Source organism: Pseudomonas sp. 2 (assembly GCF_056627435.1).
In genome coordinates this window covers 138625-165138 of the sequence record NZ_JBWXNG010000007.1, presented here as the reverse complement: position 1 = coordinate 165138, position 26514 = coordinate 138625, and the positions used below count along the sequence as shown (strand labels likewise).

General features: G+C 63.1%; 23 protein-coding genes. 10 read left to right on the top strand and 13 right to left on the bottom strand.

Annotated features, from left to right (window positions below):
* Nucleotides 1-93: 93 nt before the first annotated feature.
* Complete coding sequence (locus AC1MEK_RS13905; protein ID WP_480396859.1) at nucleotides 94-249, top strand: hypothetical protein; 156 nt, start codon at nucleotides 94-96, stop codon at nucleotides 247-249.
* A gap of 17 nt (nucleotides 250-266) precedes the next feature.
* Here the strand turns inward: AC1MEK_RS13905 and AC1MEK_RS13900 are convergent, their stop codons facing one another.
* Entirely contained in the window at nucleotides 267-1613 is a 1347-nt protein-coding gene (locus AC1MEK_RS13900) for an MFS transporter (protein ID WP_480396858.1), read from the bottom strand.
* Nucleotides 1614-1743: 130 nt separating this feature from the next.
* Here AC1MEK_RS13900 and AC1MEK_RS13895 point away from each other — a divergent pair, with 130 nt between their 5' ends.
* Together AC1MEK_RS13895 and AC1MEK_RS13890 are read left to right on the top strand one after the other, a co-directional pair.
* Entirely contained in the window at nucleotides 1744-2628 is an 885-nt protein-coding gene (locus AC1MEK_RS13895) for a LysR family transcriptional regulator (protein WP_480396857.1), read from the top strand.
* Nucleotides 2629-3089: 461 nt separating this feature from the next.
* Nucleotides 3090-4316: a carbohydrate porin gene (locus AC1MEK_RS13890; RefSeq protein ID WP_480397026.1), complete on the top strand. Its 1227-nt coding sequence runs from the start codon at nucleotides 3090-3092 to the stop codon at nucleotides 4314-4316.
* Nucleotides 4317-4453: 137 nt separating this feature from the next.
* Here the strand turns inward: AC1MEK_RS13890 and AC1MEK_RS13885 are convergent, their stop codons facing one another.
* The gene (locus AC1MEK_RS13885) at nucleotides 4454-5815 is read right to left on the bottom strand and encodes a 2-hydroxycarboxylate transporter family protein (protein WP_480396856.1); all 1362 of its coding nucleotides are present in this window, start codon (nucleotides 5813-5815) and stop codon (nucleotides 4454-4456) included.
* 53 nt (nucleotides 5816-5868) lie between these two features.
* The gene (locus AC1MEK_RS13880) at nucleotides 5869-6732 is read right to left on the bottom strand and encodes an HpcH/HpaI aldolase/citrate lyase family protein (RefSeq protein ID WP_480396855.1); all 864 of its coding nucleotides are present in this window, start codon (nucleotides 6730-6732) and stop codon (nucleotides 5869-5871) included.
* Between the two features lie 202 nt (nucleotides 6733-6934).
* Here AC1MEK_RS13880 and AC1MEK_RS13875 point away from each other — a divergent pair, with 202 nt between their 5' ends.
* The 4 genes from AC1MEK_RS13875 to AC1MEK_RS13860 all read left to right on the top strand — a co-directional run bounded on the left by AC1MEK_RS13875 (nucleotide 6935) and on the right by AC1MEK_RS13860 (nucleotide 11576).
* Nucleotides 6935-7807, top strand: coding sequence for a LysR substrate-binding domain-containing protein (locus AC1MEK_RS13875; protein ID WP_480396854.1), 873 nt, complete (start codon nucleotides 6935-6937; stop codon nucleotides 7805-7807).
* A gap of 138 nt (nucleotides 7808-7945) precedes the next feature.
* Complete coding sequence (locus AC1MEK_RS13870; protein WP_480396853.1) at nucleotides 7946-9142, top strand: CaiB/BaiF CoA transferase family protein; 1197 nt, start codon at nucleotides 7946-7948, stop codon at nucleotides 9140-9142.
* A gap of 219 nt (nucleotides 9143-9361) precedes the next feature.
* The gene (locus tag AC1MEK_RS13865; protein WP_480396852.1) at nucleotides 9362-10726 is read left to right on the top strand and encodes a TIGR00366 family protein; all 1365 of its coding nucleotides are present in this window, start codon (nucleotides 9362-9364) and stop codon (nucleotides 10724-10726) included.
* 16 nt (nucleotides 10727-10742) lie between these two features.
* Nucleotides 10743-11576: an amidohydrolase family protein gene (locus tag AC1MEK_RS13860; RefSeq protein ID WP_480396851.1), complete on the top strand. Its 834-nt coding sequence runs from the start codon at nucleotides 10743-10745 to the stop codon at nucleotides 11574-11576.
* Nucleotides 11577-11747: 171 nt separating this feature from the next.
* Here AC1MEK_RS13860 and AC1MEK_RS13855 read toward each other — a convergent pair whose 3' ends face one another.
* The 5 genes from AC1MEK_RS13855 to AC1MEK_RS13835 all read right to left on the bottom strand — a co-directional run bounded on the left by AC1MEK_RS13855 (nucleotide 11748) and on the right by AC1MEK_RS13835 (nucleotide 17731).
* The gene (locus AC1MEK_RS13855; RefSeq protein WP_480396850.1) at nucleotides 11748-12653 is read right to left on the bottom strand and encodes a LysR family transcriptional regulator; all 906 of its coding nucleotides are present in this window, start codon (nucleotides 12651-12653) and stop codon (nucleotides 11748-11750) included.
* 71 nt (nucleotides 12654-12724) lie between these two features.
* Complete coding sequence (locus AC1MEK_RS13850; RefSeq protein ID WP_480396849.1) at nucleotides 12725-13381, bottom strand: peroxiredoxin-like family protein; 657 nt, start codon at nucleotides 13379-13381, stop codon at nucleotides 12725-12727.
* 111 nt (nucleotides 13382-13492) lie between these two features.
* Nucleotides 13493-15991: a TonB-dependent siderophore receptor gene (locus AC1MEK_RS13845; RefSeq protein ID WP_480396848.1), complete on the bottom strand. Its 2499-nt coding sequence runs from the start codon at nucleotides 15989-15991 to the stop codon at nucleotides 13493-13495.
* A gap of 238 nt (nucleotides 15992-16229) precedes the next feature.
* On the bottom strand, nucleotides 16230-17189 hold the full coding sequence (locus AC1MEK_RS13840; protein WP_480396847.1) for a FecR family protein: 960 nt from the start codon (nucleotides 17187-17189) through the stop codon (nucleotides 16230-16232).
* Nucleotides 17186-17731, bottom strand: a complete 546-nt coding sequence (locus AC1MEK_RS13835; protein WP_480396846.1) for a sigma-70 family RNA polymerase sigma factor — start codon at nucleotides 17729-17731, stop codon at nucleotides 17186-17188. The genes AC1MEK_RS13840 and AC1MEK_RS13835 overlap by 4 nt, the downstream gene beginning before the upstream one ends.
* A 226-nt stretch (nucleotides 17732-17957) precedes the next feature.
* On the opposite strand from AC1MEK_RS13835, the gene AC1MEK_RS13830 reads away from it, so the two are divergent.
* Nucleotides 17958-18812: a CAP domain-containing protein gene (locus AC1MEK_RS13830; RefSeq protein WP_480396845.1), complete on the top strand. Its 855-nt coding sequence runs from the start codon at nucleotides 17958-17960 to the stop codon at nucleotides 18810-18812.
* A 138-nt stretch (nucleotides 18813-18950) separates the two neighbouring features.
* Here the strand turns inward: AC1MEK_RS13830 and AC1MEK_RS13825 are convergent, their stop codons facing one another.
* Nucleotides 18951-19574, bottom strand: coding sequence for a cell wall hydrolase (locus tag AC1MEK_RS13825; RefSeq protein WP_480396844.1), 624 nt, complete (start codon nucleotides 19572-19574; stop codon nucleotides 18951-18953).
* A gap of 301 nt (nucleotides 19575-19875) precedes the next feature.
* On the opposite strand from AC1MEK_RS13825, the gene AC1MEK_RS13820 reads away from it, so the two are divergent.
* Complete coding sequence (locus AC1MEK_RS13820; RefSeq protein ID WP_480396843.1) at nucleotides 19876-20541, top strand: murein L,D-transpeptidase catalytic domain family protein; 666 nt, start codon at nucleotides 19876-19878, stop codon at nucleotides 20539-20541.
* Here AC1MEK_RS13820 and AC1MEK_RS13815 read toward each other — a convergent pair.
* Nucleotides 20538-21875, bottom strand: a complete 1338-nt coding sequence (locus AC1MEK_RS13815) for a dicarboxylate/amino acid:cation symporter (protein ID WP_480396842.1) — start codon at nucleotides 21873-21875, stop codon at nucleotides 20538-20540. The two genes, AC1MEK_RS13820 and AC1MEK_RS13815, sit on opposite strands and share 4 nt — an antisense overlap.
* A gap of 177 nt (nucleotides 21876-22052) precedes the next feature.
* Nucleotides 22053-23108 carry a tartrate dehydrogenase gene (locus AC1MEK_RS13810; RefSeq protein ID WP_480396841.1) on the bottom strand — a complete coding sequence of 352 codons (1056 nt, stop codon included), beginning with the start codon at nucleotides 23106-23108 and terminating at the stop codon, nucleotides 22053-22055.
* A 137-nt stretch (nucleotides 23109-23245) separates the two neighbouring features.
* Between AC1MEK_RS13810 and AC1MEK_RS13805 the strand changes: the two genes are divergently transcribed.
* Nucleotides 23246-24169 carry a LysR family transcriptional regulator gene (locus AC1MEK_RS13805; protein ID WP_480396840.1) on the top strand — a complete coding sequence of 308 codons (924 nt, stop codon included), beginning with the start codon at nucleotides 23246-23248 and terminating at the stop codon, nucleotides 24167-24169.
* A gap of 332 nt (nucleotides 24170-24501) precedes the next feature.
* On the opposite strand, the gene AC1MEK_RS13800 is transcribed toward AC1MEK_RS13805, so the two are convergent.
* On the bottom strand, nucleotides 24502-25101 hold the full coding sequence (locus AC1MEK_RS13800) for a hypothetical protein (protein WP_480396839.1): 600 nt from the start codon (nucleotides 25099-25101) through the stop codon (nucleotides 24502-24504).
* Between the two features lie 128 nt (nucleotides 25102-25229).
* Nucleotides 25230-26384, bottom strand: coding sequence for an ABC transporter ATP-binding protein (locus tag AC1MEK_RS13795; protein WP_480396838.1), 1155 nt, complete (start codon nucleotides 26382-26384; stop codon nucleotides 25230-25232).
* Between the last annotated feature and the right edge of the window lie 130 nt (nucleotides 26385-26514).

Sequence of the window (26514 nt, the reverse complement as noted above, 5' to 3'; positions counted from 1 at the left end):
CTTCAAGTCACATCGCAGAAACGCCGAAAAAGACGTAATCAGTTGATGAGCAAGCTACCGATCCCACGCCAGAGCGTCCAATCGCTTGTTCCGATGAATCTATCGATCTCATCTATCGGTGCTGGATTGCTGGTGCCGATCCAGCTGACCAATGCTTTCTGCTACGGGTTGAACAACTGGCGACCGAGCCGCCGCCAGACCTCGCCCGCCTTTGCCCTGCTGGTCGAGGCCTTGCGTTATCGCGGCTGAGTCCGCGGGTGAATGAATCAGCGCACCTCTACCCGCTCGAAGCGCCCGGCCAGCACGCCATAGGCGAACACACCCAGCAGGCCGTGGGCAGCGACGAACCACAGCGCGGTGTTGAACGAGCCGGTGGTGGCGACGATGTAGCCGATCACCAGCGGCGTGACGATCCCGGCGATGTTGCCGATGCCGTTGAACACGCCGCCACTCAGGCCCACCATGTTTTTTGGCGCGGTGTCGGACAGCACCGCCCAGCCGACCGCCGCCAGGCCCTTGCCGAAGAAGGCGATGGCCATCAGCGCGATGACGATCCAGTTGGCGTCGGTGAAGTTGGCCAGCACCAGCACGGTGGACATCAGCATGCCGATCAGGAATGGCGTCTTGCGGGCAACCGAAGGATGAACGCCGCGACGGATCAGCAAATCGGAAAGCATCCCGCCCAGCACACCGCCGGAGAAGCCGCAGACTGCGGGCAGTGCCGCGACCCAACCCGCTTCCATGATGGTCATGCCACGGCCCTTGATCAGGTAGATCGGGAACCAGGTGATGAAGAAATAGGTCAGCGCGGTGATGCAGTACTGGCCCATGTAGATCGCCCAAAGGGTGCGGCTGGTGAACAGCTGACGGACTTCGTTCCAGTTGGTCTTGCCCTTTTTCTGGGTGCGGTTGAGTTCCAGGTCCACCAGTGCGCCGCCTTCGCGCATGTACTCAAGCTCCTTTGCGCTCAGACGCTTGTCAGAGTGCGGCTCGCGGTACAGGGCGAACCAGAACACGCTCAGCACCAGGCCCAGGCCGCCCATCCACAGGAACACGTGCTCCCAGCCCAGCGCGTGGGTCAACCAGGCCATCAGCGGGGTGAACAGCACCACGGCCATGTACTGCGCCGAGTTGAACAGCGCCGAGGCGGTGCCGCGCTCGCTGGTGGGGAACCAGCAGGAGACGATGCGGTTGTTGGCCGGGAACGCCGGCGACTCGACCAGCCCGAGCATGAAGCGCATGGCGAACAGGCTGATGGCCGCCGACGCGCCCATCAGGCCGAACCAGCCGACCGTGCCCTGGGCCATGGTGAACACCGACCACAGCACCAGGCTTGCGCCATACACCCGGCGTGCGCCGAAGCGGTCGAGCAGCCAGCCCCCGGGAATCTGCCCCAGCGCGTAGGCCCAGGCGAACGCCGAAAAGATCATGCCGAGCATGATCGGGTCCAGGCCCAGGTCCTTGACCACGCCGGTGCCGGCGATGGACATGGTCGCCCGGTCGGCGTAGTTGATCACGGTGACGATGAAGATCATCGAGAGAATCAGGAAGCGGTGACGGCCAACCTTCGCTTGCGCGTCGGCATAGTCCGCAGGAAGGGCTTTGCTGAGCATGGTGTGTCTCCCACCCGCTCGTGGGCGGGCATCTTGTTTTTGTTGTCGTACAACCTCGTCGCGATAATAGGAGCAGGGAACGATTCAGGTCTAACATAGAGACTGTATGGATTGATGCGGATATTGAATCGTGGAACTACATCAATTGCGCTGCTTCGTCGCCGTTGCCGAAGAGCTGCATTTCGGCCGCGCCGCCACGCGCATGCACATGACCCAGCCACCCTTGAGCCGCCAAGTGCAATTGCTGGAGCGGGCGCTGGGCATTCAGTTGCTGGAGCGCAACAACCGCTCGGTGAAACTCACCGCTGCCGGCACGGGCTTCTTGCGCGATGCGCGGCACATTCTGGCGTTTTCCGACCAGGCCGCCGATGGCGCGCGGCGTCTGGCGCGGGGTGAGGCCGGCAGCCTGACGCTGGGCTTCACCGCGGTCAGCGCCTATCAGATGATTCCGCAATTGCTGGCTCGCGCCGCCGAAGAATTGCCGGGGTTGCAGTTCACGCTCAAGGAGATGGTGTCCAGCGCACAGCTTGAAGCACTGGCCGCGCACCGCATCGATGCGGCGTTCGTGCGCCAGGTCAACGATGCCGAGGGGCTGGATATTCAGCTGATCAGCCGAGAGCCGTTGCTGGTGGTCATGCCCGACAGCCACCCGCTGGCCGGGGAAGCAGCGATTGCCGTGGCGGCGCTGGATGGTCAGCCGTTCGTGATGTACGCGCCAGACGAAGGCCGGTATTTCTACGACTGCATTGCCGGGCTGTTCGCCTTGCGCGGGGTCAAGCCGCGTTATGTCTACCACCTGGGCCAGACCCACACCGTGGTGAGCATGGTCAAGGCCGGTCTCGGTGTGGCGATCGTCCCCGCCTCCGCCGCGCAATTGCACAGCGACAATCTGGTGTTCCGGCCGTTGCTGGATGCGCAGTTGCACGCCGAGATGTTCATGGTTTCGCGGCGGGACAATGACAACCCGGCGTTGCCGGCGTTCAAGCAACTCTCTCAGGCAACGCATCACCTGTAGCAGTCCGGCTTGCCGGCGACGGCGTCCTCAAGATCGATCCCGCCGGCAAGCCGTGCTGCTACGGGATTGTGGGATGTTTACGATCAGCCTCTGGCCGAAGGCCGTGGGAGCCGGCTTGCTGGCGAATGCGGTGTGCCATTCGCCACATCATTGAATGACCCACCGCGTTCGCCAGCAAGCCGGCTCCCACAGGTTTAAAGCTCGACGGCTGATCCGGCACAACCATGGCCTACGACGATAGTCGCAATCGTCAAAATGGATTAACCGGTTGGTCCATTTTATGGTTTCATAGCGCCCGCTGACGAGCGCGCACGCGTGCTGCCTTTCTCCCACCGCCCTCACCCGTTGACGGCGGCCTTCGCATTTCAGGTCGATCAATGAGCAATTCTTCGCTACACCCCGCACATTCCGGCGTTCGCCGTGGGTTTCCTACGGCGCTGGTCGCAGGTTCGGTACTGGCCATGGCCTTCTCCGCGCCCGCGCTGGCCGATGACTGGATGGACCGCTCGACCATGACCGGCGACTGGGAAGGCAGCCGCAGCCGTCTGGCCGCGCAAGGGGTGAAGATCACCGGCGACTACAGCGGCGAGACCGTCTACAACGCCCACGGCGGCAAGCAGCGCGGCACCCGTTATTCGCAGAACATCAAGCTCGGCGCCCAGTTCGATCTGGGCAAATTGCTCGACCTGGAAAGCGGCGGCAAGGTGCAGCTGACCATCAACGACCGCCGCGGCAACGACGGCTCGGGCGACCTGGTCGGCAACCGCTTGCCAGTGCAGGAAAACTACGGCGGGCTGTACACACGCCTGACCGAGCTGAGCTACGAGAACACCCTGTTCACCAAAGACCTCACCTACAAGGTCGGCTACATGGCCATGGGCAATGATCTGGGCGGGCTGAGCACCGGCATCCTGTGCAACTTCATGAACGCCGGTTTCTGTGGCCACCCGCTGGCGATGTCCGGCGGCAGCGGCTGGAGCAACTACCCCAACGCGCACCTGGGCGGCATGGCCAAATACCGCTTCAACCCGAACTTCGCCGTGCAGGTCGCCGCGTTCAAGGTCGACGCCGCGAGCAACGGCGATTCCAGCCGTGCCTGGAATGTCACGCCCAAGGACAGCACCGGCAACATTCTGCCGATCGAGGCGATCTACAACGTACTGGGCGATATGCCCGGCGAGTACCGCGTGGGCTATTACTACGACACTTCGGATGCCCCGCGCATCGGCACCAACAAGGAAGTCGCCGGCCGTGAGGGCTCGTACTTCCTGATGGATCAGACGGTGTGGAATTCTGATGACGTCAGCGGCCGCAACGTGCACATGTTCGGCCAGTTCTCCAACGCCAGCGCTGCTGCGTCGCCGTTCCGCCGCTGGTACTCGACCGGTTTCGCGCTGAAGAAGCCGTTCGTCTCGCGCCCCAACGACACCATCGCCATCGGTTATGGCCGCGCAGTGTTCAACTCGCGCAGCCGCGACGTGCAGGAAAACGCAGCGCTGGCCCGTGGCGAAGACTTTCCGGACCTGGCCAGCGGCGAAGGTCTGGTGGAGATGACCTACGGCGCGCAAGTGACCCCATGGCTGACCCTGCGTCCGTCGGTGCAGTACATCATCGAGCCGGGTGCGTTCTACGGCGAGGACATCGACAACACCTTGATCGTCGGTTTGCAGGTCAAGGCGACGTTGTAAACCGCCACATCTGTGGGAGCCGGCTTGCTGGCGAATAGGTGGGTCATTCAATGATCTGGTGTCTGACCTGACGCTTTCGCCAGCAAGCCGGCTCCCACGGCCTTCGGCCAGAAGCGGGCGCAAACCTGCGATTTCCTTCAAACCGGTGGCAGATTCGCCAGAATCAACAACGCCCCCATCACCGTGATCGCCCCGCCAATGCGTGTGGAGATCTGTGCGAACGGCAGCAGTTGCATGCGGTTGGCCGCGGTGAGAATGGCGATGTCTCCGGTGCCGCCCAGGCCGCTGTGGCAGCCGTTGACGATGGCGGTTTCGATCGGGTACATGCCCATCTTGCGGGCGATCACCAGACCGGTCAGCACCAGGGTCAACACCGTGGTGGCGATGGTCAGCACGTTGCCGATGTGGAACGCGGCGCTCAGTTCGCTCCAGTGGGTCACGGCGATGGAGTTGGCGAACAGCAGCGGATAGGTCACGCAGGTGGTGAAGAACTTGAACAGCACCCGCGCACCCGATTCCAACGGCTCGGGCACCGCCTTGCACAGCTTGAGCAGCACCGCGAGAAACAGCATGCACACCGGCCCCGGCAGGCCGAACAGCCCATGCAGCAGCACCCCGGCCAGGTACAGGGTAATCGCGCACATGCCTGCGGCGATCACCTGATTGACCGTCTGCCCGTCGAACCCGCTCTCCTTCTCAAGCCCCGCGCCGGTTTCTTCCTGCGGCAATTCCATCAACTGCAAACGGCCGTTGCCGGTCAGATGCGGGAAGCGTTTGCCCAGCAGATCCAGCGCACCACAGGCCAGAATCGCGCACAGGTTACCCAGCAGAATGATCGGCAGCAGTTGCGCGAGGATCTTGCCTGAGTCCATGCCGAGGATTTCGCCGTAACCCACCGATAGCGGAATCGCCCCTTCACCCAGGCCCCCGCCCATCACCGGCACGATCACGAAAAACAGCACCTGACGCAGCTCCAGACCGCAGATCATGCCCACCGCGATCCCGGCGAACAGCGCCAGCACCGAGCCGACCAGCAGCGGCACGAAGATCTTGGCGAAGCCTTTGATGATCAGGTTGCGGTCCATGGTGAAAATGCTGCCCACCACCACCGACGACACGAACAGGTAGATGAAATTGCTCGACTTGGTGAAGGTGGTCACCGGCGCGATGATCTCCTGCGGCACCCAGCCCAGGCTCACCAGATACGAGGGCAGGAACGCCGAGACGATGGCCGCCCCGCCGATCTTGCCGAAGAATGGCAGGCTCTTGCCGATCTGCGCGCAGGTGGCGCCACCCAGGCCGATGATCGCCACCATGGTCGGCAGGTCGGCCTTGATTTCCTTGGTCAGCAGCAGCCCCGCCACCAGCCCCAGCAGCACCAGATACACCGGTAGCGGAATGAAGCTGATGCGGATTTCCATCAGGCGCCGCCAGAGCGTGGCCTGGCCGGCTTCAGGCGTGGCGACGCCGGGTTTTGCCAACGATTGGACGTTGTGCATGTGAACCTCGTTTTATTGTTGTTAAGGGTGTGCAGCGATACAGCAAACAGTGCTCAGGACAGCAGCAGCCCGGCCTGACGCGCCTGCTCGACGATCATCCGGGCGCGCAGCACGAACGGCGCGTCGACCATCTGCCCGTCCACCTGATAAGCGCCGATACCTGCCTCTTCGGCTTCATCGGCGGCGGCGATCACTCGCTGCGCGCGGTCGATTTCCTCAAAGGCCGGCAGGAAGGCCTCGTTGGCCATGTCGATCTGGGTCGGGTGAATGCAGGACTTGCCGGTAAAGCCCAGGCTGCGGGCATAGCGGGCTTCTTCGCGGTAGGCGTCAGCGTCCTTGATCGCGGCGAAGGCGGCGTCGTAGGCCTCGATACCGGCTTCACCGGCGGCCATGCGCACGGCCAGCTGAATCTGGCGGATCACACTGGCCTCGCGGCGGTTTATGCCCAGCGGCTCCAGCAGGTCGGCGAAGCCCAGTTGCAGGCCCATGACCCGAGGGTGGGCGCAGGCGATTTCAGCGGCCAGGCGCAGGCCGCGGGGGGATTCGATATTGGCGAGGATGCGGATATTGGCCGCCGAAGGATGCGCGGCTTGCAGACGCTCAAGGTCAGCCACCAGTTGCAGGATCTGCGCGGCGCTTTCGACCTTGGGCAGGTTGATGATGTCCAGGCGGGTGCCGACCAGCGCCTGCAAATCGTCCGCGTAATGCGCCGAGTCCTGGCCGTTGACCCGCACCACCAGGGTTTTCGAGGTGGGCGCAAGTTCCCTCAAAAAACCAGCCAACTGCTGACGAGCCGTCGCCTTGGCGCTTTCGGCCACCGCATCTTCCAGATCGAAACTGATGCCATCGGCCCGCGAGGCCACGGCTTTTTCGAAGAGTTCAGGGCGAGATCCGGGGACGAACAGTTTGCTGCGCATGGGCAATTCACTCGATGACGAGGCCCGTCGCAACGCGCGCCAGCCTCGCGCCGGGCGACAGGAGCAGATCCCATACCCGGCATTGTTCTTGGAAGCCGGGGATGCCCTTGAAAGGGGCCCACGGCGGATGGCCCATATTGCAAAAGCACAAAAGCTAACTAAAGTGCGTATTTCTACGTTTAGAATCCAGAATTTTTAGACTATGGACACGCGTTATCTCGACAGCTTCCTGCACGTCGCCGAACTGGGCTCCACTGCCGCCGCCGCGCGCAAGCTCAACCTCACCCCCACTGCCGTGGCCCAGCGGATCAAGGCGCTGGAACATGAAATCGGCCAGCCACTGCTCAGCCGCGCCGGGCGCAACATGCAGCTCACGGCTGCGGGCTCGGCGCTGCTGGCGCCGGCTAGCGAATTACTGCTACGCACCCGCGAGCTGCGGGCCATCGCCGCGCTGGACAGCGTCGCGGGCGAACTGCGCATCGGCTGTATCACCACGGCGCTGGCCTATCTGGTGCCCGACGTATTGGCGACGCTGATCAACAATTACGAACACTTGCACCCGCATGTGGAACCGGCGTTTTCCACCGAGCTGTACCGCAAGGTGCTGTCCGGCGAAACCGACATCGCGATGATGGTTGCGCCGCAGTTCGAGCTGCCCAAGGAGTTCGTCTGGCGCCCGGTGCGCGACGAACCTTTCGTGGTCCTCGCCCCGCGCCACCTGGCCGACCAGCATCCCCATGAAGTGCTGCGCAGCCAGCCGTTCATCCGCTATCACCGCCGCTCCTGGGGCGGCGTGCTGGCTGACCGGTATCTGTTGCAGGCCGGCATCCAGCCCCAGGAACGCTTCGAAATCGATGCACTGGACGCCATCGCCGCCATGGTCAAAGGCAACCTCGGGGTGTCGCTGGTGCCGCAATGGCGGCCGATGCATGCGCAGCTCAATGAGCTGGCGCAAATCCCGCTGCCGGGGGCCGGGCTTTATAGACCGATCGGTTTGCTGTGGAAGCGCAACTCGGCCAAGGAGCGCTTGATCGAGGTGTTCTGCAAAGTGCTGTTCGAGCAGATCAGGCTCTGATGAATCCATTTTTTATGGATTCTAAAGCCAGTCAAAACGCATTTTATTTCTCGATCGCGCTGACCAGAATGGCGCCATGTGCTGCCGGAGCTCGCGAATTCGTTCCGGTCAGCGATAACAAGATCGGAGAAACGCTTCATGTCGCACACTCCCCCGCAGGCCGCCAACGGTCCGCTTTCCGGCATCACCGTCCTTGATTTAAGTGCCTATATCGCGGGCCCCTACGGCTGCTCGTTGCTGGCCGACCAAGGCGCGACGGTGATCAAGATCGAACCGCCCACCGGCGATAACCTGCGCAAATATCCCTCCACGCTTGCCGCCGAAAGCCGGGCGTTCCTGGGCGTCAACCGCAGCAAGTCAGGCGTGGTGCTGGATCTGAAATCGCCGGGCGCTTTGGACGCGCTGCTTGAATTGGTGCGCCAGGCCGACGTGTTGGTCCACAACTTCCGCCCCGGCGTCCCGGCGCGGCTGGGTATCGCGTATGAGCAACTGCAGGCGGTCAATCCACGGCTGATTTACTGCGCGGTGACCGGCTACGGCGAGCACGGCCCGCTCAAGGCCAAGGCTGGCTACGATCAAGTGCTGCAAACCATGACCGGCATGTGCGCTGCCCAGGCCAAGCCCGACGGCGCACCGGAGGTGTTGTACGGCTCTGTGGTCGACTACTACGCAGCATCTCTGGTGGCGGGCGGTGTGGCCTCGGCGCTGTTCGAGCGTGAGCGCACCGGGCTGGGCCAGGAAGTCGGCGTCTCGCTGTTGCGCAGCGCCCTGGCGATGCAGTCGGCGCGGCTGGTCTGGGCCGACAGCGAGCCTCGCGAGCTGGACCGCGACATGCGCTCCGGTGGCATCACCGGCATTCATCCGACCCGCGAAGGCTACCTGTACCTGTCAGCCAACACCCCGCATTTCTGGCAGGCGCTGTGCGAGAAGACCGGCCTTGGCCATCTGGCGAGCGACGAGCGCTTCGACAGCGTGCGCAAGCGCGCCGCCAACCATGCACTGATCGTCCCGCAATTGCACGAAGCCTTGCAGAAACACAGCGCGCTGGAATGGGAGACGATTTTCGGCGAGGCGGTGCCTTGCGCTGCTGCGCGGCGGGTCGACGACATGTTCGACCACCCGCAATGCCAGGCCGAAGAGTTGATCACCGAATTCGAGCATCCCGTGGTGGGCCGCTATCAGGGCTTCACCCGGGCCATCGCCTTCAGCCGCACGCCCGGCCCTGCACCGTTCGCCGCACCGGTGTTCGGCGCCGACTCGGACCGGGTCATGGCCGAGCATGGCTTTACCGAACAGCAGATCGCCGACCTGCGTGCCAATGGAGCGTTGATCTGACCCAGACCACATGACCTGTAGGAGCGACCGGGGTGGCGCTCCACTTTATTCGCGAAAATCATTCGGGCGATAGAGATGCGTCGGATGTACCGGCCATTCGCGAATGAATTCGCTCCTACAGATAGATCCGTAATACGACTGCTTTTCCCACAAACACAATAAAAGGGATAACCCGATGCAACACACCCACACACTCCACCTGCTTGGAGGGCTGCAGGCATGACGACCTCCATCGCCGCGCCGCGTACCCTGCGCACCCGCTTTACCGAAAGCACCATCAGCCTGTTCGAACGCACGATCCCCGACCCGTTCGTGCTGGCGATTTTCATCACCGTGATCGTCGCCGTGGCGTCCTGGCTGGTCGCACCCAACGCCTCGTTCGATGCGCTGCTGGGTGGCTGGTACAAGGGCTTCTGCAACATCTTCACCTTTGCCCTGCAAATCACCCTGGTGCTGGTGCTCGGCCACGCGCTGGCCCATGCGCCGATCGTGCAGCGCTTCTTCACCCGCCTGGTGGCACTGGCCCGCACGCCGGCTCAGGCCGGGGCGATGATTTTCCTCTGCGTGGCGATCACCTCGTTCTTCAACTGGGGCTTTGGCCTGGTGCTCAGCGCCCTGCTCGCCCGGGAGATCGCCAAGCGCATGAAGGTGGACTTCGCCTGGATCGTCGCCGCCGGTTTCTCCGGCTGGGTGGTGTGGGCCGGCGGTTTGTCCAGCTCCATCGTGCTAGCCCAGACCACGCCCGGCAACCCGATGAACGTGGTGCAGAAACTCACCGGCCAGGTGCTCACCCTAAGCGACATGGTGTTCGTGCCGTACAACATGGTGCCGACCATCGCGCTGCTGGTGGTCATGCCGTTCGTGCTGGCGATGCTGCGGCCCAAGGATGAAGACGCGGTCTATCTGGACATCACCAAACATCCCGACCCGGAACCGGCCAAGCGTCCGCAAGGCAAGCGCAGCTTCGCCCAGTTCCTCGAATACTCGCCGCTGGGCAGCCTGATCATGGGCGCGCTGGGCATCGCGGTGGTGGTCTACTCGTTCGTCGGCAACCTGCAACTGTCGGGCGTCAACGGCGTGATCGTGATCATGTTCACCCTCGGCATCATCCTGCATGGCTACCCACTGGCCTACGCCAACGCGGTGAAGGCAGCGGCGCGGCAGAGCGGTTCGATGATGCTGCAGTACCCGCTGTATGGCGGGATCATGGGCATGATGGAAGCCACCGGCCTGCCGGGGGTAATTGCCAAGGTGTTCGTGGCGATTTCCACCACCCATACCTTGCCGTTCTGGAGTTACGTGTGCTCGCTGCTGGTGACCTTCCTGATCCCCAGCGGTGGCGGGCACTGGGCAGTGCAAGGCCCGTTCGCGATTCCGGCGGCAGTCGAGCTGCACGCTTCGCTGTCGGCCACCACCATGGCCGTGGCGATGGGCGAACAGGTGTCGAACATGATGCAACCGTTCTGGGCCGCGCCTGTGGTGGCCATGGCCGGGGTTGGCGTGCAGCGGGTGCTGGGCTTTACCTTCGTGACCTTTCTGGTGGCGGCGGTGATGTACGGTGCGGCGTTGTTGCTCTTGGTTTGAATTTCGAGGTGAACCGATGAAACACCCCCATCTGCGCGTGCCTGCCAACGGCTGTGACGCCCATATCCATATCATCGACCCGCGCTTCGCCCCGGCCGATCCGCGCACGCCGGTGTCCCACGGCCAGACCATGGCCGATTACCGCGCCGTGCGTGAACGCCTGGGGCTGCGCCGCGCGGTGATCGTGCAGGCCAAGTACTACGGCACCGACAACCGCTGCACGCTGGACGCCATCGCGCAGATGAACGGCCAGGCGCGGGGGGTTGCGGTGGTCGACACCTCTGTATCGGATGCAGAGTTGGTGCGCTTGCATGAGGGTGGCATTCGCGGTTTGCGCTTCAGTTTGTGGAACGCGGGCAATCAGGTGGTCAGCGTCGAGATGATCGAACCGCTGGCCGCGCGGATCGCCGAACTGGGCTGGCACGTGCAGATTCACATGGGCGCCGAGCAGATTCTCGAACATCAATCGTTGCTGGCGAGGTTGCCGGTGCCGGTGGTGTTCGATCACTTGGGGCGGCTGGGAGCAGGCGCCAATGCCAGCCACCCGGCATTCTGCTTCATCGCCCGGCTGATCGACGCCGATAAGGCGTGGGTCAAGCTCAGCGGCGCGTACCTGAACACGACTGAAGGCGGCCCACGCTACGGCGACGTCGGCCCGCTGGCCCGGGATTTCGCCGCTCTGGCGCCGCAACGCGCGGTCTGGGGCAGCGACTGGCCCCACGTCACCGAAGCCCACAAACCCGATGCAGCGGACTTGCTCGACCTGTTGCTGGACTGGACGGCCAACGACGCCACCCGCCAGGCGATTCTGGCGGACAACCCGGCGCAGCTTTATGGGTTTGATGGCTGACGAACGCGCCGGGCTTGCCCTCGATGGTGACCTTGCGCACGCTCCCGCCGGCAAGCCGTGCTGCTACGAGGAACAGGGGGCACACAAACTCTGCATCCAACCTCACCCCCGTAGCAGCACGGCTTGCCGGCGGGGCGATCTCAAGAGCTCATCCGTTGCTCCGCCGGACGCTCAAGAATTACCCGGCACGGGCAAGCCGTCCAACAACGCCGCGACATAATCGACAAACACCCGTGTCTTGGCGCTGCTCATGCGCCCGGCGGGGAAGACGGCCCACAGGTCGATGGGGGGCAGCACCCAGTCGTCCAGCACGCTGATCACCTCGCCGCTGGCCAGCTCCGGGGCGAACATCCATTCCGAGGCCATGACCAGGCCGAGATTGGCCAGCACCGCCGCGCGCACGCCCTCGGCGGCCGTCACCCGCAACCGCCCCTGGGGCGCGACGCTGCATACTTCATCCCCGCGACGCAGCTCCCAACTGTTGCCACCGATGCCGCGGTTGTAGATCACCGACTGATGGGCGTCCAGGTCGCGGGGATGCTGCGGCACGCCATAACGCTCGAAATACGCAGGCGTGGCGATGATGCGCCGCTTGCCCTGGGCGATCCTTTTCGCGGTCATGGACGAATCGTTCAGGTCGCCCATGCGCAGGGAGACGTCGATGCCCTCTTCCACCAGATCGACGCTGCGATCGTCGAGCATCACGTCGATGCTCAATTGCGGGTGCTGGGCCAGCAGCGGCCCCAGAAACGGAATCACATGCATGCTGGCGAAGGTCACGGCGGCGCTGACCCGCAGCCGCCCGGTAAAGCCGGACCCGGCACCGCGCACCGCAGCGTCGGCCTCGTCGGCCTGATCGATGGCCCGGCGTGCGGCGTCGTAATAGGTCTGCCCGGCCTCGGTGGGCGTCAGGCCACGAGTGGTGCGCAACAGCAGGCGCGTGCCGAGAGTTTCCTCAAGCGCAGCGATGGATTTGGACACCGCCGGCTGCCCCACGCCCAGGCGCTTGGCAGCCGCGGAAAACGAGCCGGTTTCAACGGCGCAGATAAAGGTTTGCATCGCGGCCAGGCGATCCATCGACAATCCTCGGGGCAGGCTCTACGCAAAAGGCCGTCACTGCAGTGACGGCCAGATGATTTTTCAGATGTTCAGCCGCGCAGGGCGGGCAACAGATCTGTAGGTTCCGGGCGCTGAGTGTAATCCGGATTCACCTCGGCGTACCGGATCAGACCGTCTTGGCCGATCACGAAGCGCCCCGGCATCGGCAGTACCCAGGCGTCATCATCGTTGAACAGCGGCAAGTCGTTGCCAAAGCCCTTGTACAGGTCGATCAGGTAGTCCGGCAGGTTGAAGCGCAGGCCGAAGGCGTCGGCGACCTGGCTTTTGACATCGCTGAGAATCGGGAACGTCAGCTGGTTCTGGCGCACCGACTTGCGGCTGTTGACCCGGGTCTGCGGTGAAATCGCCACCAGGCTTGCGCCCAGCTCGCGGTACTGCGGCAGCGCGGCTTCCAGCGCCTGCAGTTCCATGTTGCAGTACGGGCACCAGACGCCACGGTAGAAGCTGATCACCAGCGGCCCCTTGGCCAGCAGTTCAGTGGAGGACACCGGGTTGCCGTCCGGGTCGTTGAGGGTGAACACCGGCGCCTTGTCGCCGACCTTCAGGGTGCGCTGCGCCTGGCCTGAGGCGATCAGTTCGTCAGTGGCGCGTTTCATGATCGCGTGCACCGGAGCCGGTGCGTTGTAAGGCGGCTTGCCGGCGACGAAATCGGCTTTGAAGGCATCGAGTCTTGCTTGCAGGGTCATGGCTGTATTCCTGGTGGAGGATGAGGGTTTCGACGCGCTCATCCTCGCAACCCGGCTGCCTGCCCAGTAGACAGGCGCGGGTGATAACAGCCATTCCAGAAAGGAACGGGCCTACCAACGATAAGTCGCGCTCGCCTGCACCGTGCGCTGGGAGCCGTACCAGCACCACGAATAGGAATAGCAGGACGCAACGTATTCCTTGTTCGCCAGGTTGGTGGCGGTCAGCGCCAGGCGCAGGTTGTCGTTGAGGCTGTTGATGTGCGGGATGTCGTAGTGCACCGCCGCATCGAACAACGTGTAGCCCGGCACCTTGAGTGTGTTGGACGAGTCCTCGGACGAGCCGACATAACGCGCACCGCCCCCCACGCCGAAGCCGCTCAGCGTGCCGTTATGGAAGGTGTAATCGGCCCAGGCCGACGCGGTGTGGCGCGGGATGCCGTAGTTGGTGGTGCCTTGCTGATCCACCACGCGGGTTTCGCCGGTCGCCGGGTTCGGGTTGTAGGCGATGGTGCTGTTGGACTTGGTCACCCGGGCGTCCAGATACGCGTAGCTGGCGGTGACGTCGAAGTTGTCGTTCAGGCTGGCCTTGCCTTCGAGCTCGAAGCCGCGAGAGCGCACTTCGCCGCTCTGGGTCTGGCAGGTGCCGGAGCCGCAGATGTGGGTCGGGTCCGAATCCAGGGTCAGCACGTTGCTCTGGGTCAGGTCGAACACCGCAGCGGTGATGAAGCTGTTGCTGCCCGGCGGCTGGTACTTGATGCCCAGCTCATACTGCTTGCCCTCGGTGGGTTTGAACACCGAACCGCCGAAACCGGTGCCCGACTGCGGCTCGAACGACTCCGAATAACTCACGTACGGCGAGAGGCCGTTGTCGAACAGGTACACCAGGCCCAGACGCCCGGTGAACGCTTCGCTGTCCAGCGAGCTTTTGCTCTTGGTGCCCCGGGCAATGGTCAGCGTGCTGTTCTCATTGGTCGCCCAGTCATAGCGCCCGCCCATCAGCAACACCCATTTGTCCCACTTCAACTGCTCTTGCAGGTACAGGCCCTTCTGCTGGTTACGCTGGGTGCCATCGGTGGTGTAGGCCGGCTTCTGGATGTTGCCGGTGTAGACCGGGTCGAAGATGTCGATCGACGGGCCAGAGCCGTAGCCGGTCTTGGTGTCGGTGCTGATGTTCTGGTAGTCGGCGCCCATCAGCACGGTGTGCGACAGCGGACCTGTGTCGAATCTGGCCTGCAGCTGGTTGTCCAGGGTGTAGGCGTCCATGTTCACGTCAGTGGCGATGGTGTAGCGCTTGGCGGTGCGGAAATCCGGCGCCAGCACGTCGCTGCCGTTGTAGAGGCTGGCGTAGTTGCCTTCGGTGCGCAGGTAGCGGGCGTTCTGGCGGAACGTCCAGACGTCGTCGAAGTGGTGCTCGAACAGGTAGCCGACCGAGTAGTAGCTGCGGTCACTCTTTTCGATGCTCTTGTCGCCGTCGTAGAAATCGACGTCGATGTGGCGCCCCGTCGGGCTGTGCAGCACCGAACCCCAGGCCGGCACCGAGCCGTAGGACGCGCCTTTAGGGTCCTGCTGGAAATGCCCGAGCAGGGTCAGCGAGGTGTCTTCGCTGGGGCGCCAGGTGAAAGCGGTGGAAATCGACTGCCGACGGTTTTCGGTGTGCTCGATCTGCCCGTCTTCGTCGTTGTACAGCCCGGAGATGCGGTAGCCGTACTTGCCCTCGTCATCGATGGGGCCGCCGAAGTCGAAGGTGGTGCGCTTCTTGTCGAAGGTGCCGTACTCGACGCCGATTTCATGGAACGGCGTGTCGGTCGGGCGCTTGCTGACCATATTCACCACGCCGCTGGGGCTGGCCTGGCCATACAGCACCGAGGACGGGCCACGCAGGACTTCGACCCGCTCAAGATCGAACGCGTCCTTTTGCGGCAAGGCATCACGACTGCCGGGTACGCGCAGGCCGTCCAGGTAACTGGCCGGGGAGAAACCGCGCACGGTAAGAAGGTCCAGGCGCGAGGCGGTGGAGCCACGGGTTTCCGGGACCACGGCGGCGGTGTAACGCAGGATCTGGGTCAGACTCTCGGCGCCCTGGGCTTTCATCTGATCCTTGGTCACCACCGAGATCGACTGCGGGGTTTCGGCCAGCGAGGTGTCGGTCTTGGTCGCGGTCAGGCTGCGGTTTGCGACGAAGCCGGTGACCGGGCCTGTCGGGCTCTCCAACTGATACGCGCCGTCGATGGCGGTGGCGGACAGCTCCATGGCGTCGCCCGCAGCCGCCGGTGCCGGCTCGATGCGATAGCGGCTGGACGACAGCGCCAGCGCCTGCAATCCGGTGCCGCTGAGCAGCCGGGAAAGACCCTGGGCGGTGTCGAATTCACCGTTGAGCCCTTGAGTCTGCTTGCCCGAGGTCAACGCCGGGTCGAAGGCCAGGCTCAGCTTTGCTTGTTCGGCGAAGGCGTTCAGGGCCTGGCCCAGATCTCCGGCGGGAATGGCAAACCGGATCACTACGCTTGCCGCATTGGCGGGCGAAGACGGCTCGACGGCGTGCACCGAAACTGCGGAGCAGCTCATCAATACAGCGAGGGCCAAGGGGTGAAGCGGACTGACAGCGCGTGACATGGGACTTCCTGTGAGAGGTGTTTTACTAGTCATGACGCGCAGCGGAGGAAATCGGGTAAGGGATGAGAGCGATTTTCATCAACTATTTTCGAGTTGTTCGCAAATCCCCTCTGTAGGAGCGAATTCATTCGCGAATGGCCCGTTCAGGCGACACATACGTATCGTCTGAAGAATCTTTCGCGAATAAATTCGCTCCTAAAGAGGCGGTGGCGTGTCAGCGTCACCACAGGTGTCGGCTTCAGCGTCTTTTGACGACCACCACCAGATCAGTGAAATGCTCGACCCGGATCGGCAGGTTGTCGGCCAGGGTCGCCAGCGCTGCGTCGGTGTCGTCCAGGCGGAACACGCCGGAAACCCGCAAGCCTTGCAACTGGCCCTCGTCGAAACGCACCAGCCCCCGGCGATAACGGGCCAGGGCGTCGAGCACTTCGCTCAAGGGTCGGTCGTTGACCTTGAGCACGCCGCGGGTCCAGGCCGCCGGGTCGTCATTGCCGATCGGTTGCGACGGCTGGACCTGGCCGTCGCGCACCCGGGTCTTCTCCCCTGCCCTGACCTTCACCACGTCCGCGCCCTTGCCTTGCACCGCGACCACCGACTCGATCACGGTCACCGTTGTGGCGCCGTCATCGTTGCGCTTGACCAGATACTGGGTGCCCAGCGCAGTCGCCGTGCCCTGATCGGTCTTGACCACGAACGGGCGGTTCGCATCCTTGGCCACCTGCACCCACATTTCGCCCTGAAGCAGCTCCACTTCACGCTGATGGCCGTCGAAGCGGATGTCCAGCGCCGACTGACTGTCGAGCTGCACCTGGCTGCCATCGGCCAGGAGGATTTCCTTGCGCTCGCCGGTGCCGGTGCGTTGGTCGGCCATCCATACCGGCAAGCGGTCCACGCCCGCCCAGGCACACAGCAGCAAACCCAGCAGCGCCAGAGTCTGCGCACTGCGCGCGGCGATTCGGGATTTTGGGCGAGTGAAGGCGCGCTTCAGCGCAATGCGCGCAGGCGCGGCCGGCACTTCATCGAGGCTGCTCCACACCGCCTGCATGCGCTGCATGGCCACGGCGTGCCGGGGATCGCGGGCGTGCCAGGCGTCGAACGCCTTGCGTTCGGCCTCGCCGCAGGCTTCGTCATTGAGTTGCGTCAGCCACTGCGCGGCTTCGACGATCATCTGTTCAGTAGGCGTGTGCGCAGCGTTCACCAGGCCGGCTCCGCGCTGTGGGTGGCCTGGTAGCAATGCACCAGGGCACGGGCGATGTAGTTTTTCACGCTGGCGGTCGAGACCTGCAACTGGCTGGCGATCTCGCTGTAGGTCAGGCCGTCCAGGCGGCTGAGCAGAAACGCCTCGCGCACTTTGGCCGGCAACGCGGCGAGCATCTCGGCAATGCGCTCCAGCGCCTCCAGCGCCATATGAATGGCCGCCGGGTCCGGCATGCCGGCATCGCCAACCTGCAACGCCAGTGCTTCAAGATACGCCGCTTCGATGCGCCGACGCCGGGCGCCGTCGATCATCAGCCGACCCGCAGTGGTGGCCAGAAACGCCCGGGGTTCCTTGATCTGCGAAGGCTCGGCCAGGGTCAGGATGCGGATGAAGGCATCGTGGGCCAGATCCGCGGCCCGCTGCGAACAGCCCAGTTTCTTGCGCAGCCAGTTGTGCAACCACCCGTGATGATCGCTGTAGAGCTCGGTCATTTGCTTCTGGCGAAGCACGACAGCATCCTGAGCCCCGAGAAAGTCACGCATGTGCAAGTATTTCGCAAATAAGAACTATTTAAAGAATGGCGCACATTGCCAGCAATCCGGCAGCAGGGCAAGCCGGGCGATACACAGCTCGTCCGACAATTTTTTTGCCTGTGTCATTGCAAAAAGCTGCCATCACACTGCAACCTCCGCAGTTTCTGTGGTTCAGACTATTTCGATACCGACAAAATCGCGCATCATGGCCGCAGCCAGTTCAAGGGAGATCTACATGCGCTTCACTTTATTCACCACGGGACTCGCAGCCTTTTCATCGCTGCTGATGTTGTCCGGGACGGCGCAGGGCAGCGAAGAAACGCAACTGATCCAGTCCATCAATGTCTTTCGCAGCGAAGCGCAGCCCTGCGCCAACGTCGTCTCTCAGGAACTCCCGCCGCTGACCGCCGACCCGCGCCTGAACCTGCCGGCCGCCGGCAGCGTCGATCTGCAACAGACACTGGCCCGCGCCTCCTACCCGATGGTGACCGTGCAGGCGATTTCCCTGTCCGGCCCGCGGGACGCGCAGTCGGCGATGAAAGCAGTGCAGGAGAGTTTCTGTCAGGTGGTGCTCGATCCGCAGTTCGTCGACATCGGCGTCAGCCGGGTCGATCGCGACTGGCGCATCGTGCTGGCGCGCCCGTTGCTGGCCGGCGGGCTGGGCAATTCCCAGGCCGAGGGGCAGAAACTGCTCGGGTTGATCAACGCCGCGCGCAGCGTGCCCCATCAATGTGGCGGGCAACCTTACAGCGCGGCATCGCCGCTGACCTGGAACGACAACCTGGCCAGCGCCGCCGAAGGCCACACCCGCTCGATGGCCAACAACAATTACTTCGACCACAAGGGCCGCAACGGCGGAACGCCCGGGGATCGTGCGGAGCTGGCGGGCTATATCGGCCAGCAGATCGGCGAGAACATCGCCGCCGGCCAGGACAGCGCGCGCAAGGTGGTCGAAGGCTGGCTGGCAAGCCCCGGCCACTGCGCCAACATCATGAACCCGTCGTTCCGCGAGCTGGGCGCATCCTACGCGACCGATCCGAAGAGCGATGCGGGGATCTACTGGACGGCGATGTTTGGGGTGCAGCAGTGAAGGAAAGCTTTGCAACAACGAAGCACCGATCAGTGGGAGTGAGCTTGCTCACGAATGCATTTCCGGGCATTCATTGATGTCACGACGTGCGCAGCCATTCGTGAGCAAGCTCACTCCCACAGTCTGTGCTCTACCCGTTCACTTCGCCTTGCCGTCCCTGGGCTTGTAGAACAGAAACTTCCCGGTTTCGGCGGTCTTGATGTACTCCTTCGCCCAGTCCGGCTTGACGTTGCGGTCGTGGAAGTACATCGCGCCCTTGGTCAGGTCGGTCAGTTGCTGGTTGAGCGCCTTGCGCGCGATTTCCTTGGAGGCGGCGTAGCGGTCGTCCTCCTTGACCTGATCGGAACGCCCGTCGCACCACCAGGAAAACTGGCAGGCCTTCTTCTCCACGCCCTGTTTGACCACCGCGCAGATGCTGTCCGGATAGCCCTCATGACCCAGGCGATTGAGCACCACGCTGGCCACGCCTTCCATGTCCGCATCGCTGCCGCCCTTGGCTTCCCAGTAGATGGTGCGCGACAGGCACACCAGCGGGTCGTCCACCGGCTGTACGCCGGCCGGGTCCACCGCCTGGGCTTCGGATTTGGTAATGACTTCGCTCTTGGGCACCGCTGGCGTGGGGCCGTCCTTTTCGGCGGCTTTTTCTTCCAGCACCTGGGCCTTGCTGACCACCGCTTCAGGTTGCGGTGTCGCATCGTCAGCCAGCGCTACGCTCACCGAGCACGTCAGCGACAGGGCAGTAAAAAGAGAAATGAGGCGCATCGTCGAACCTTCTGTGTGAGGCCGATCATTCCTGCACCCGTGTCATGTCAGAGCGACCTTTTTCAGGCTCGTCCATCGGCCATGAACCGGAACATCGCAAGCTGTCTTCGACTGGTTTCGGGTTGTTATCAGGCACACGCCGAGCAGCAAACGCGACTGTAAAACAGATCGCTGGCAGCAGCATAGTGGCCCTTTGGTTTAAGTCAATGAATACGGGCATGCGGGATGAGTGGCGCTTGCCAAAGCAGGCGCCGTTTGCGGATATTGGCGGCTGTTTTTCCAACTCGACGCGTAGCTGCCGATGCCGTTCAAACCCTGGATTCTGATCAGCCTGATGCTCTGCGCAAGCCTGGCCCAAGCCGGTGCCGCGCAGCCGCTGGCGACGGCACTGCAACAGGCCGCACCGGATGCCGATCCACATGTCATCGAACTGGCCGTCAACTCGGCACAATGCCGCGCGGCGCAAACCTCAGATCAACCGACTCGCCTGGCAGTGATCGACTACTCGTTGCCCTCCACCGCGCAACGCCTGTGGGTGTTCGATCTGCCGAGCCGCGCCCTGCTGTTTCGCGAACTCGTCGCCCACGGGCGCAACAGCGGCGAAAACATGGCCACGCAGTTTTCCAACGAACCAGAAAGCCTGGCGTCGAGCATCGGCCTGTACAGCACCCGCGAACCCTATACCGGGCGCAACGGCTATTCGCTGCGCATGGACGGCCTGGAGCCGGGTTTCAATGATCGGGCGTTCGAGCGGGATGTGGTGATTCACGGGGCCGAGTACGTCAGTGACGCCTTCGCCCGCGACAACGGCCGAATCGGCAGAAGCCACGGTTGCCCCGCAGTGGGGACCGCCGTGGCCAGGCCTTTGATCGATACGCTGAAAGAGGGGCAGTTGCTGTTTATCTACTACCCGGATGCGCAGTGGCTGAAGGATTCGACCTTCATCCACTGCGCTGCCGGGCGCTAACCCCGAGACACGCTGCCCATTGCCGGCAGCCTGCCAGGCGCCGTCGCAGCCGTTGTTTTCTCGCTCGTGGGCGCCGCCATCTCAGGCTCCCCATTGAGCGCCCGGTTCATCTTCTCGGTATCCAGCGCGCCCACCCACTTGGCGATGGCCATGGTGCCGACGCCGTTGCCGATGGTGTTGGTGATCGCCCGCGCCTCGGACATGAAGCGATCGACACCCAGCAGCAAGACCATCCCCGCCACCGGAATCGTCCCCAGCGAGGCCAGGGTCGCGGCAAGGATGATGAAGCCGGAACCGGTCACACCCGCCGAACCCTTGGAGGTGAACATCAGCACCGCCAGCACAATCAGTTGATCGGTCAGGGTCAGCGGCGTGTTGGTGGCCTGAGCGATGAAGATCGCGGCGATGGTGTAGTAGATCGCCTGGCCGTCCGGGTTGAAGGTCAGCCCCGAGGGGATGATCATCCCGGCCACCGGCTTGGAAACACCGGCCTTTTCCATCTTCGAAATCATCTGCGGCAGCACCGATTCCGACGAGCTGGTGCCCAGCACCGTGAACAGCTCCTCCTTGATGAAACGCAGGAACTTCCACAGGCTGAAACCGCTCCAGCGGCAGATCGGCCCGAGCACGAAGATCACGAACAGCGCGCAGGTCAGGTACACGCAGGCCATCAGCTTGCCCAGCGAGAACAGCGAGCCGAAACCGTACTTGCCGATGGTGAAGGCGATGGCGCCGAAGGCACCGATGGGCGCCAGGCGCATGACCATGTTGACGATGCGAAACATGCCCTGCATCAGGCTGTCCAGCGCATCGACGAACACCTTGCCCCGCGGCCCGACCTGGGCCAGCGCCACGCCGAGCAGAATCGAGAACAGCAGGATCTGCAGCACGTTGCCCTTGGCGAACGCGTCGACGATGGTGTCGGGGATGATGTTCATGACGAAATCCATGAACGAGGCATGCTTGGCAGCTGTGGTGTAGGTTGCAAGGCTTGAGGTGTCGAGGGTCGCGGCGTCGATGTTCATCCCGGCGCCGGGCTTGAACACGTCGACCACCACCAGGCCGACCACCAGCGCCAGGGTCGAGACCACCTCGAAATACAGCAAGGCGCGAAAACCCACACGGCCCAGTTCCTTCATGCTTTCCATGCGCGCGATGCCCGAGACCACGGTGAGGAAAATCACCGGTGCCAGCAGCATTTTGATCAGTTTGATGAAGGCGTCGCCCAAGGGCTTGAGCGACGCGGCGGTGTCCGGCACCCACACGCCGACGATGGCGCCGAGGATGACCGCGATAAGCACTTGTACGTAGAGCTTGGACAGGATTCTTTTCATGACAGGGCCCTGATTTTTTATTGTTGTCAGGATGTACCAGAGGGCAGACCTGCGCCCGCCCTCTGTAGGAGCGAATTCATTCGCGATGGCCAATGCAGGCAACACATTTGCGTCAGTTGCACCCACGTCTCGCGAATCAATTCGCTCCCACAGTATGTAAAGCCTCGTTGATCCGAATCAGCGCTCGATCAGCGCCAGCACCGCATCGGTAACCTGGCGCGTGGTGGCCGTACCGCCCAGATCCGGGGTGTGCAGGCCGCTCTCGGTGACCGCTTCGATGGCCGACATCAGTTGCCGGGCGGCGGCGCCCTCGCCCAGGTGTTCGAGCATCATGGCGGCGGTCCAGAAGGTGGCGATCGGGTTGGCGACGCCTTTGCCAGTGATGTCGAAGGCCGAGCCGTGGATCGGTTCGAACATCGACGGGAAGTTGCGCGACGGGTTGAGGTTGGCGGTCGGCGCAATGCCCAGGCTGCCGGACAGCGCGGCGGCCAGGTCAGAAAGAATGTCGGCGTGCAGGTTGGTGGCAACGATCACGTCCAGGGTGCCGGGCTTGAGCACCATGCGCGTGGTCACGGCGTCCACCAGCTCCTTGTCGACTTTGACATCAGGGAAATCCTTGGCCACCTCGTAGAAGATCTCGTCCCACAGCACCATGCCGTGGCGCTGGGCGTTGGACTTGGTGACCATGGTCAGATGTTTGCGCGGCCGGCTGCGGGCCAGCTCGAAGGCGAAGCGATGGATACGCTCGACCCCGGCTCGGGTGAACACCGACACCTCGGTGGCGACTTCTTCCGGCAAGCCCCGGTGAACGCGCCCGCCATTGCCGGAGTATTCGCCTTCGGAGTTCTCGCGCACCACCACCCAGTCGATCAGCTCACCGTTGTGCAGCGGGCTTTTCACCCCAGGCAGCACGCGGGCCGGACGCACGTTGGCGTATTGATCGAAGCCCTGGCAGATCGGCAGACGCAGGCCCCATAGCGAGATGTGATCCGGGACGTTCAGCGCACCCACTGCACCGAAGAAAATCGCATCGAAGGTTTTAAGCTCGGCCAAGCCGCCTTCGGGAATGTAGTGGCCGTTCTTCAGGTAGTTGTCCGAGTTCCAGTCGAAGTGTTTGAAGTCCAGGCTGAAGCCGGATTTCTTCGACAGCGCCTGCAGCACTTCCACACCGGCGGCGATGACTTCAACGCCGATGCCGTCGCCGGGTACCGCAGCAATTTTGTATGCACTCATGATCGACTCCACTCTTTTCACGTTTTTGTTGTGTCGCCTGAACCGGGCTGTTCAAGCGGGGTGTGAGCGGAGTATATGTAGTGAATCCAACGCAGTGAGTGACTCGAAATCACTACATAAATAACTTTGAGTTACCAATGAACCAGACCCTGGATTTGCAGTTTTTCTATCTCCTGGCCAAGCAAGGCAGCCTTGCCGCCACCGCTCGGGAAATGGGCCTGACGCCGCCTGCGATCAGCAAGCGGCTGAGTGCACTGGAGGCGCGGCTGGGCATCCGCCTGGTCAACCGCACCACGCGGTCGATGAGCCTGACCGCCGAAGGTGAGCTGTATTTCTCCCACGCGGCACGGATTCTCACGCAGATCGATGAAGTGGAGCAGTTGGTCAGCAGCAGCCGGGCGGCGCCCAAGGGGCTGATCCGGGTCAATGCATCACTGGGCTTCGGACGACGCTATATCGGCCCGGCGCTGGCGGCGTTTTTTGCCCGCTATCCGGAAGTGGAGATCCAGCTGGAAATCAGCGACCACCCACTGGACCTGACCGCCCATGGCTTCGACCTGGGCATTCGCTTCGGCAGCCTGCCGGACGCCGGGTTTCACGCGCGCAAGATCGCCTCCAACCGCCGCTTGCTCTGCGCCTCGCCGTTGTATCTGGAGAAGCATGGGACACCGACGAAACTGGCGGATCTCCAGGATCACAACTGCATTTTCCTGCGCCAGAACGAAACGCCCTATGGCGTGTGGAGCTTCACCAATGGCGGCAAGACCCAGAACGTCAAGGTCCGCGGCGCGCTGGGATGCAACGATGGTGAGGTGGCGCTGAACTGGGCGCTGGAGGGGTTCGGCATTCTGTTGCGCGCCGAATGGGACATCGCCCGCTACGTGCGCAGCGGCCGGCTGCGCCTGGTGCTGGAAGACCAGACCCCGACCCGCGCCGACGTGTATGCGGTGTATCCGCAGCAGCTGCACCTGTCAGCCCGGGTGCGCAGCCTGATCGATTTTCTGGTGGAACGGTTCAGGCATATCGACCGGCTGGATGATCGCGAGTCGGAGCGCGATTGAAGCGCCCTTGAGCCCGCCCCGCCGGCAAGCCGTGCTGCTACGGGTTATGCGTCGTGCTCACCGCCCGCTTCTGGCCGGAGGTCGTAGGTGATGGCTTACCTCGATCTGCTTCTGGCCGGAGGCCGTAGGAGCTGCCGGGGTGGCGCTCCACCTTGCCAGCGATCTGTCGCGAAGCGGCAGTAAAATCAGGCTCATTCATCGTGTCAGACAGACCGAATCAGCTGGGTTTACTGCCGCTGCGCGCCAGATCGCTGGCAAGGTGGAGCGCCACCCCGGCAGCTCCTACGCCCTCCGGGCAGAATCAAGAGCGAATCCCGTGGCGGCCTAAGCCGTTACTGCCCATCCGCCGCATGCAGGGTGCGCAGTTGCAGATCCGCCGCGCTTTTCTTCTGCCACACCGGCCAGTACTCGGCGCGTTTGGCTTCGACCGAGTTCTTGTTGCTCTCGAACCAGTTGATCGATTTCGGCGAGTTGGTCACCAGCTTGGTGTCGGCGATCCAGTCCTTGAAATCGCTCGATTGCAGGCTGTACTCGGCTTTGGCGTCACGAGAGACAGGCCACATCGAGAAACGTGCCTTCCACATGCCCATGCGCGGGGTGACCATCGAGTAGTAAGTCTTGCCAGGGGCCAGGTCCGCTTCCAGGAAGTCGGCGGCCTCGGAGACCACCATGAAGGTGCGATGGCCAGGCGCGGTCGGATACGCGACTTTGGTGCCGTTGGCCAGAATGCCGATGAACTCGGTCTTGCCGCCGGTCACGTCATACAGCGATGCATCGATGGCCTTGGCAGTGAATGCGCTGCGCATGAACACCACCTGTGCGCCGTCCTGCGCGCTGGGCTGGACGGTCTGGTTGTCGACCGGTTGCATCATGGAGGAACAGCCGGTCAGCAGCACGCTGCCCAGCAAAGTCAAAGCACACAAGATACGCATCTACAGCTCCTTGATTGAAACATCGGGCCCGATAACGCATCGAGCCAGGAGTTGTATCGGCGAGAACGTGTACCGCTAAAATGAAAATGTCGATTCCAAGGCTCTAAAACGCCCTTTGCGCAGCGAAATCAGCGCGCAATCGCCGCTGGGCCTGAAGCGTTGCTCACATCGCCGACATGTATTTCAGTGAAATGCCGAAGGTGAGGCAGCGCCTGACCCTGCTCATCAAACAAATGGCAACGCGCCCCCGATACCCCCACCGCCAGCACCTGCCCGGCCTTGACCGATGACAGCCCGTCGCCCTTGACCATCAGGTCGCTGCCATCGGCAGTCTGGGCGTGGGTGAAGGTCTCGCCGCCCAAGTGCTCGACCACCAATGCAGTGACCGGAATCTGCGCGTCCCCTGCCCCGCGCTCGGACAGATGCTCCGGGCGCAGGCCCAGGGTCAGCGCCTGGCCGGGCCGGATGTTTTCTGCGGTCACCGGCACCAGCAGACGCGCGCCGCCCGGCAGGCTGACCTGCACGCCTTCGGCACTGGCGGCCACGGCCTGCACCGGCAGGAAACTCATCTGCGGCGAGCCGATGAAGCCGGCCACGAAGCGGTTGCGCGGGTGATGGTACAGTTCCAGCGGCGAGCCCACCTGTTCGATGCAGCCCTTGTTCAGCACCACGATCTTGTCGGCCAGGGTCATGGCTTCGACCTGATCGTGGGTCACGTAGATCATGGTGGCCTGCAGGTCGGCGTGCAGTTTGGCGATCTCGATGCGCATCTGCACCCGCAGCGAGGCGTCGAGGTTGGACAGCGGCTCGTCGAACAGAAAGACTTCCGGCTCGTGAACGATGGCCCGGCCGATCGCCACCCGCTGGCGCTGCCCGCCCGAGAGCGCCTTGGGCTTGCGTTCCAAGAGCGGTTCGAGCTGCAGGATGCGCGCGGCATTGCGCACCTTGGCTTCGATCTGCTCCTTCGGGGTTTTCTGCATTTTCAGGCCAAAGGCGATGTTGTCGTAGACCGTCATGTGCGGGTACAGCGCGTAAGACTGAAAGACCATTGCCACGCCGCGGTCGGCGGGTTCCAGGTAGGTCACGTCGCGCGCGCCGATGCGGATCTGGCCTTGGGTGATGCTTTCCAGGCCCGCAATGCAGCGCAGCAAGGTCGACTTGCCACACCCCGACGGCCCGACGAACACCACGAATTCGCGGCTTTCGATATTCAGGTGGATGTCATGCAGGACCTTGATGTCGCCATAGGCCTTTTCGACGCCGGTCAAACTGAGCTCAGTCAAAATCGTGTCCCCTGAAATTATTGTTGTTCGGGTTTCGCATGCCCCTGTGGGAGTGAGCTTGCTCGCGAATGCGGTACATCTGCGACGTTGAAGGCGCCTGACACTACGCTTTCGCGAGCAAGCTCACTCC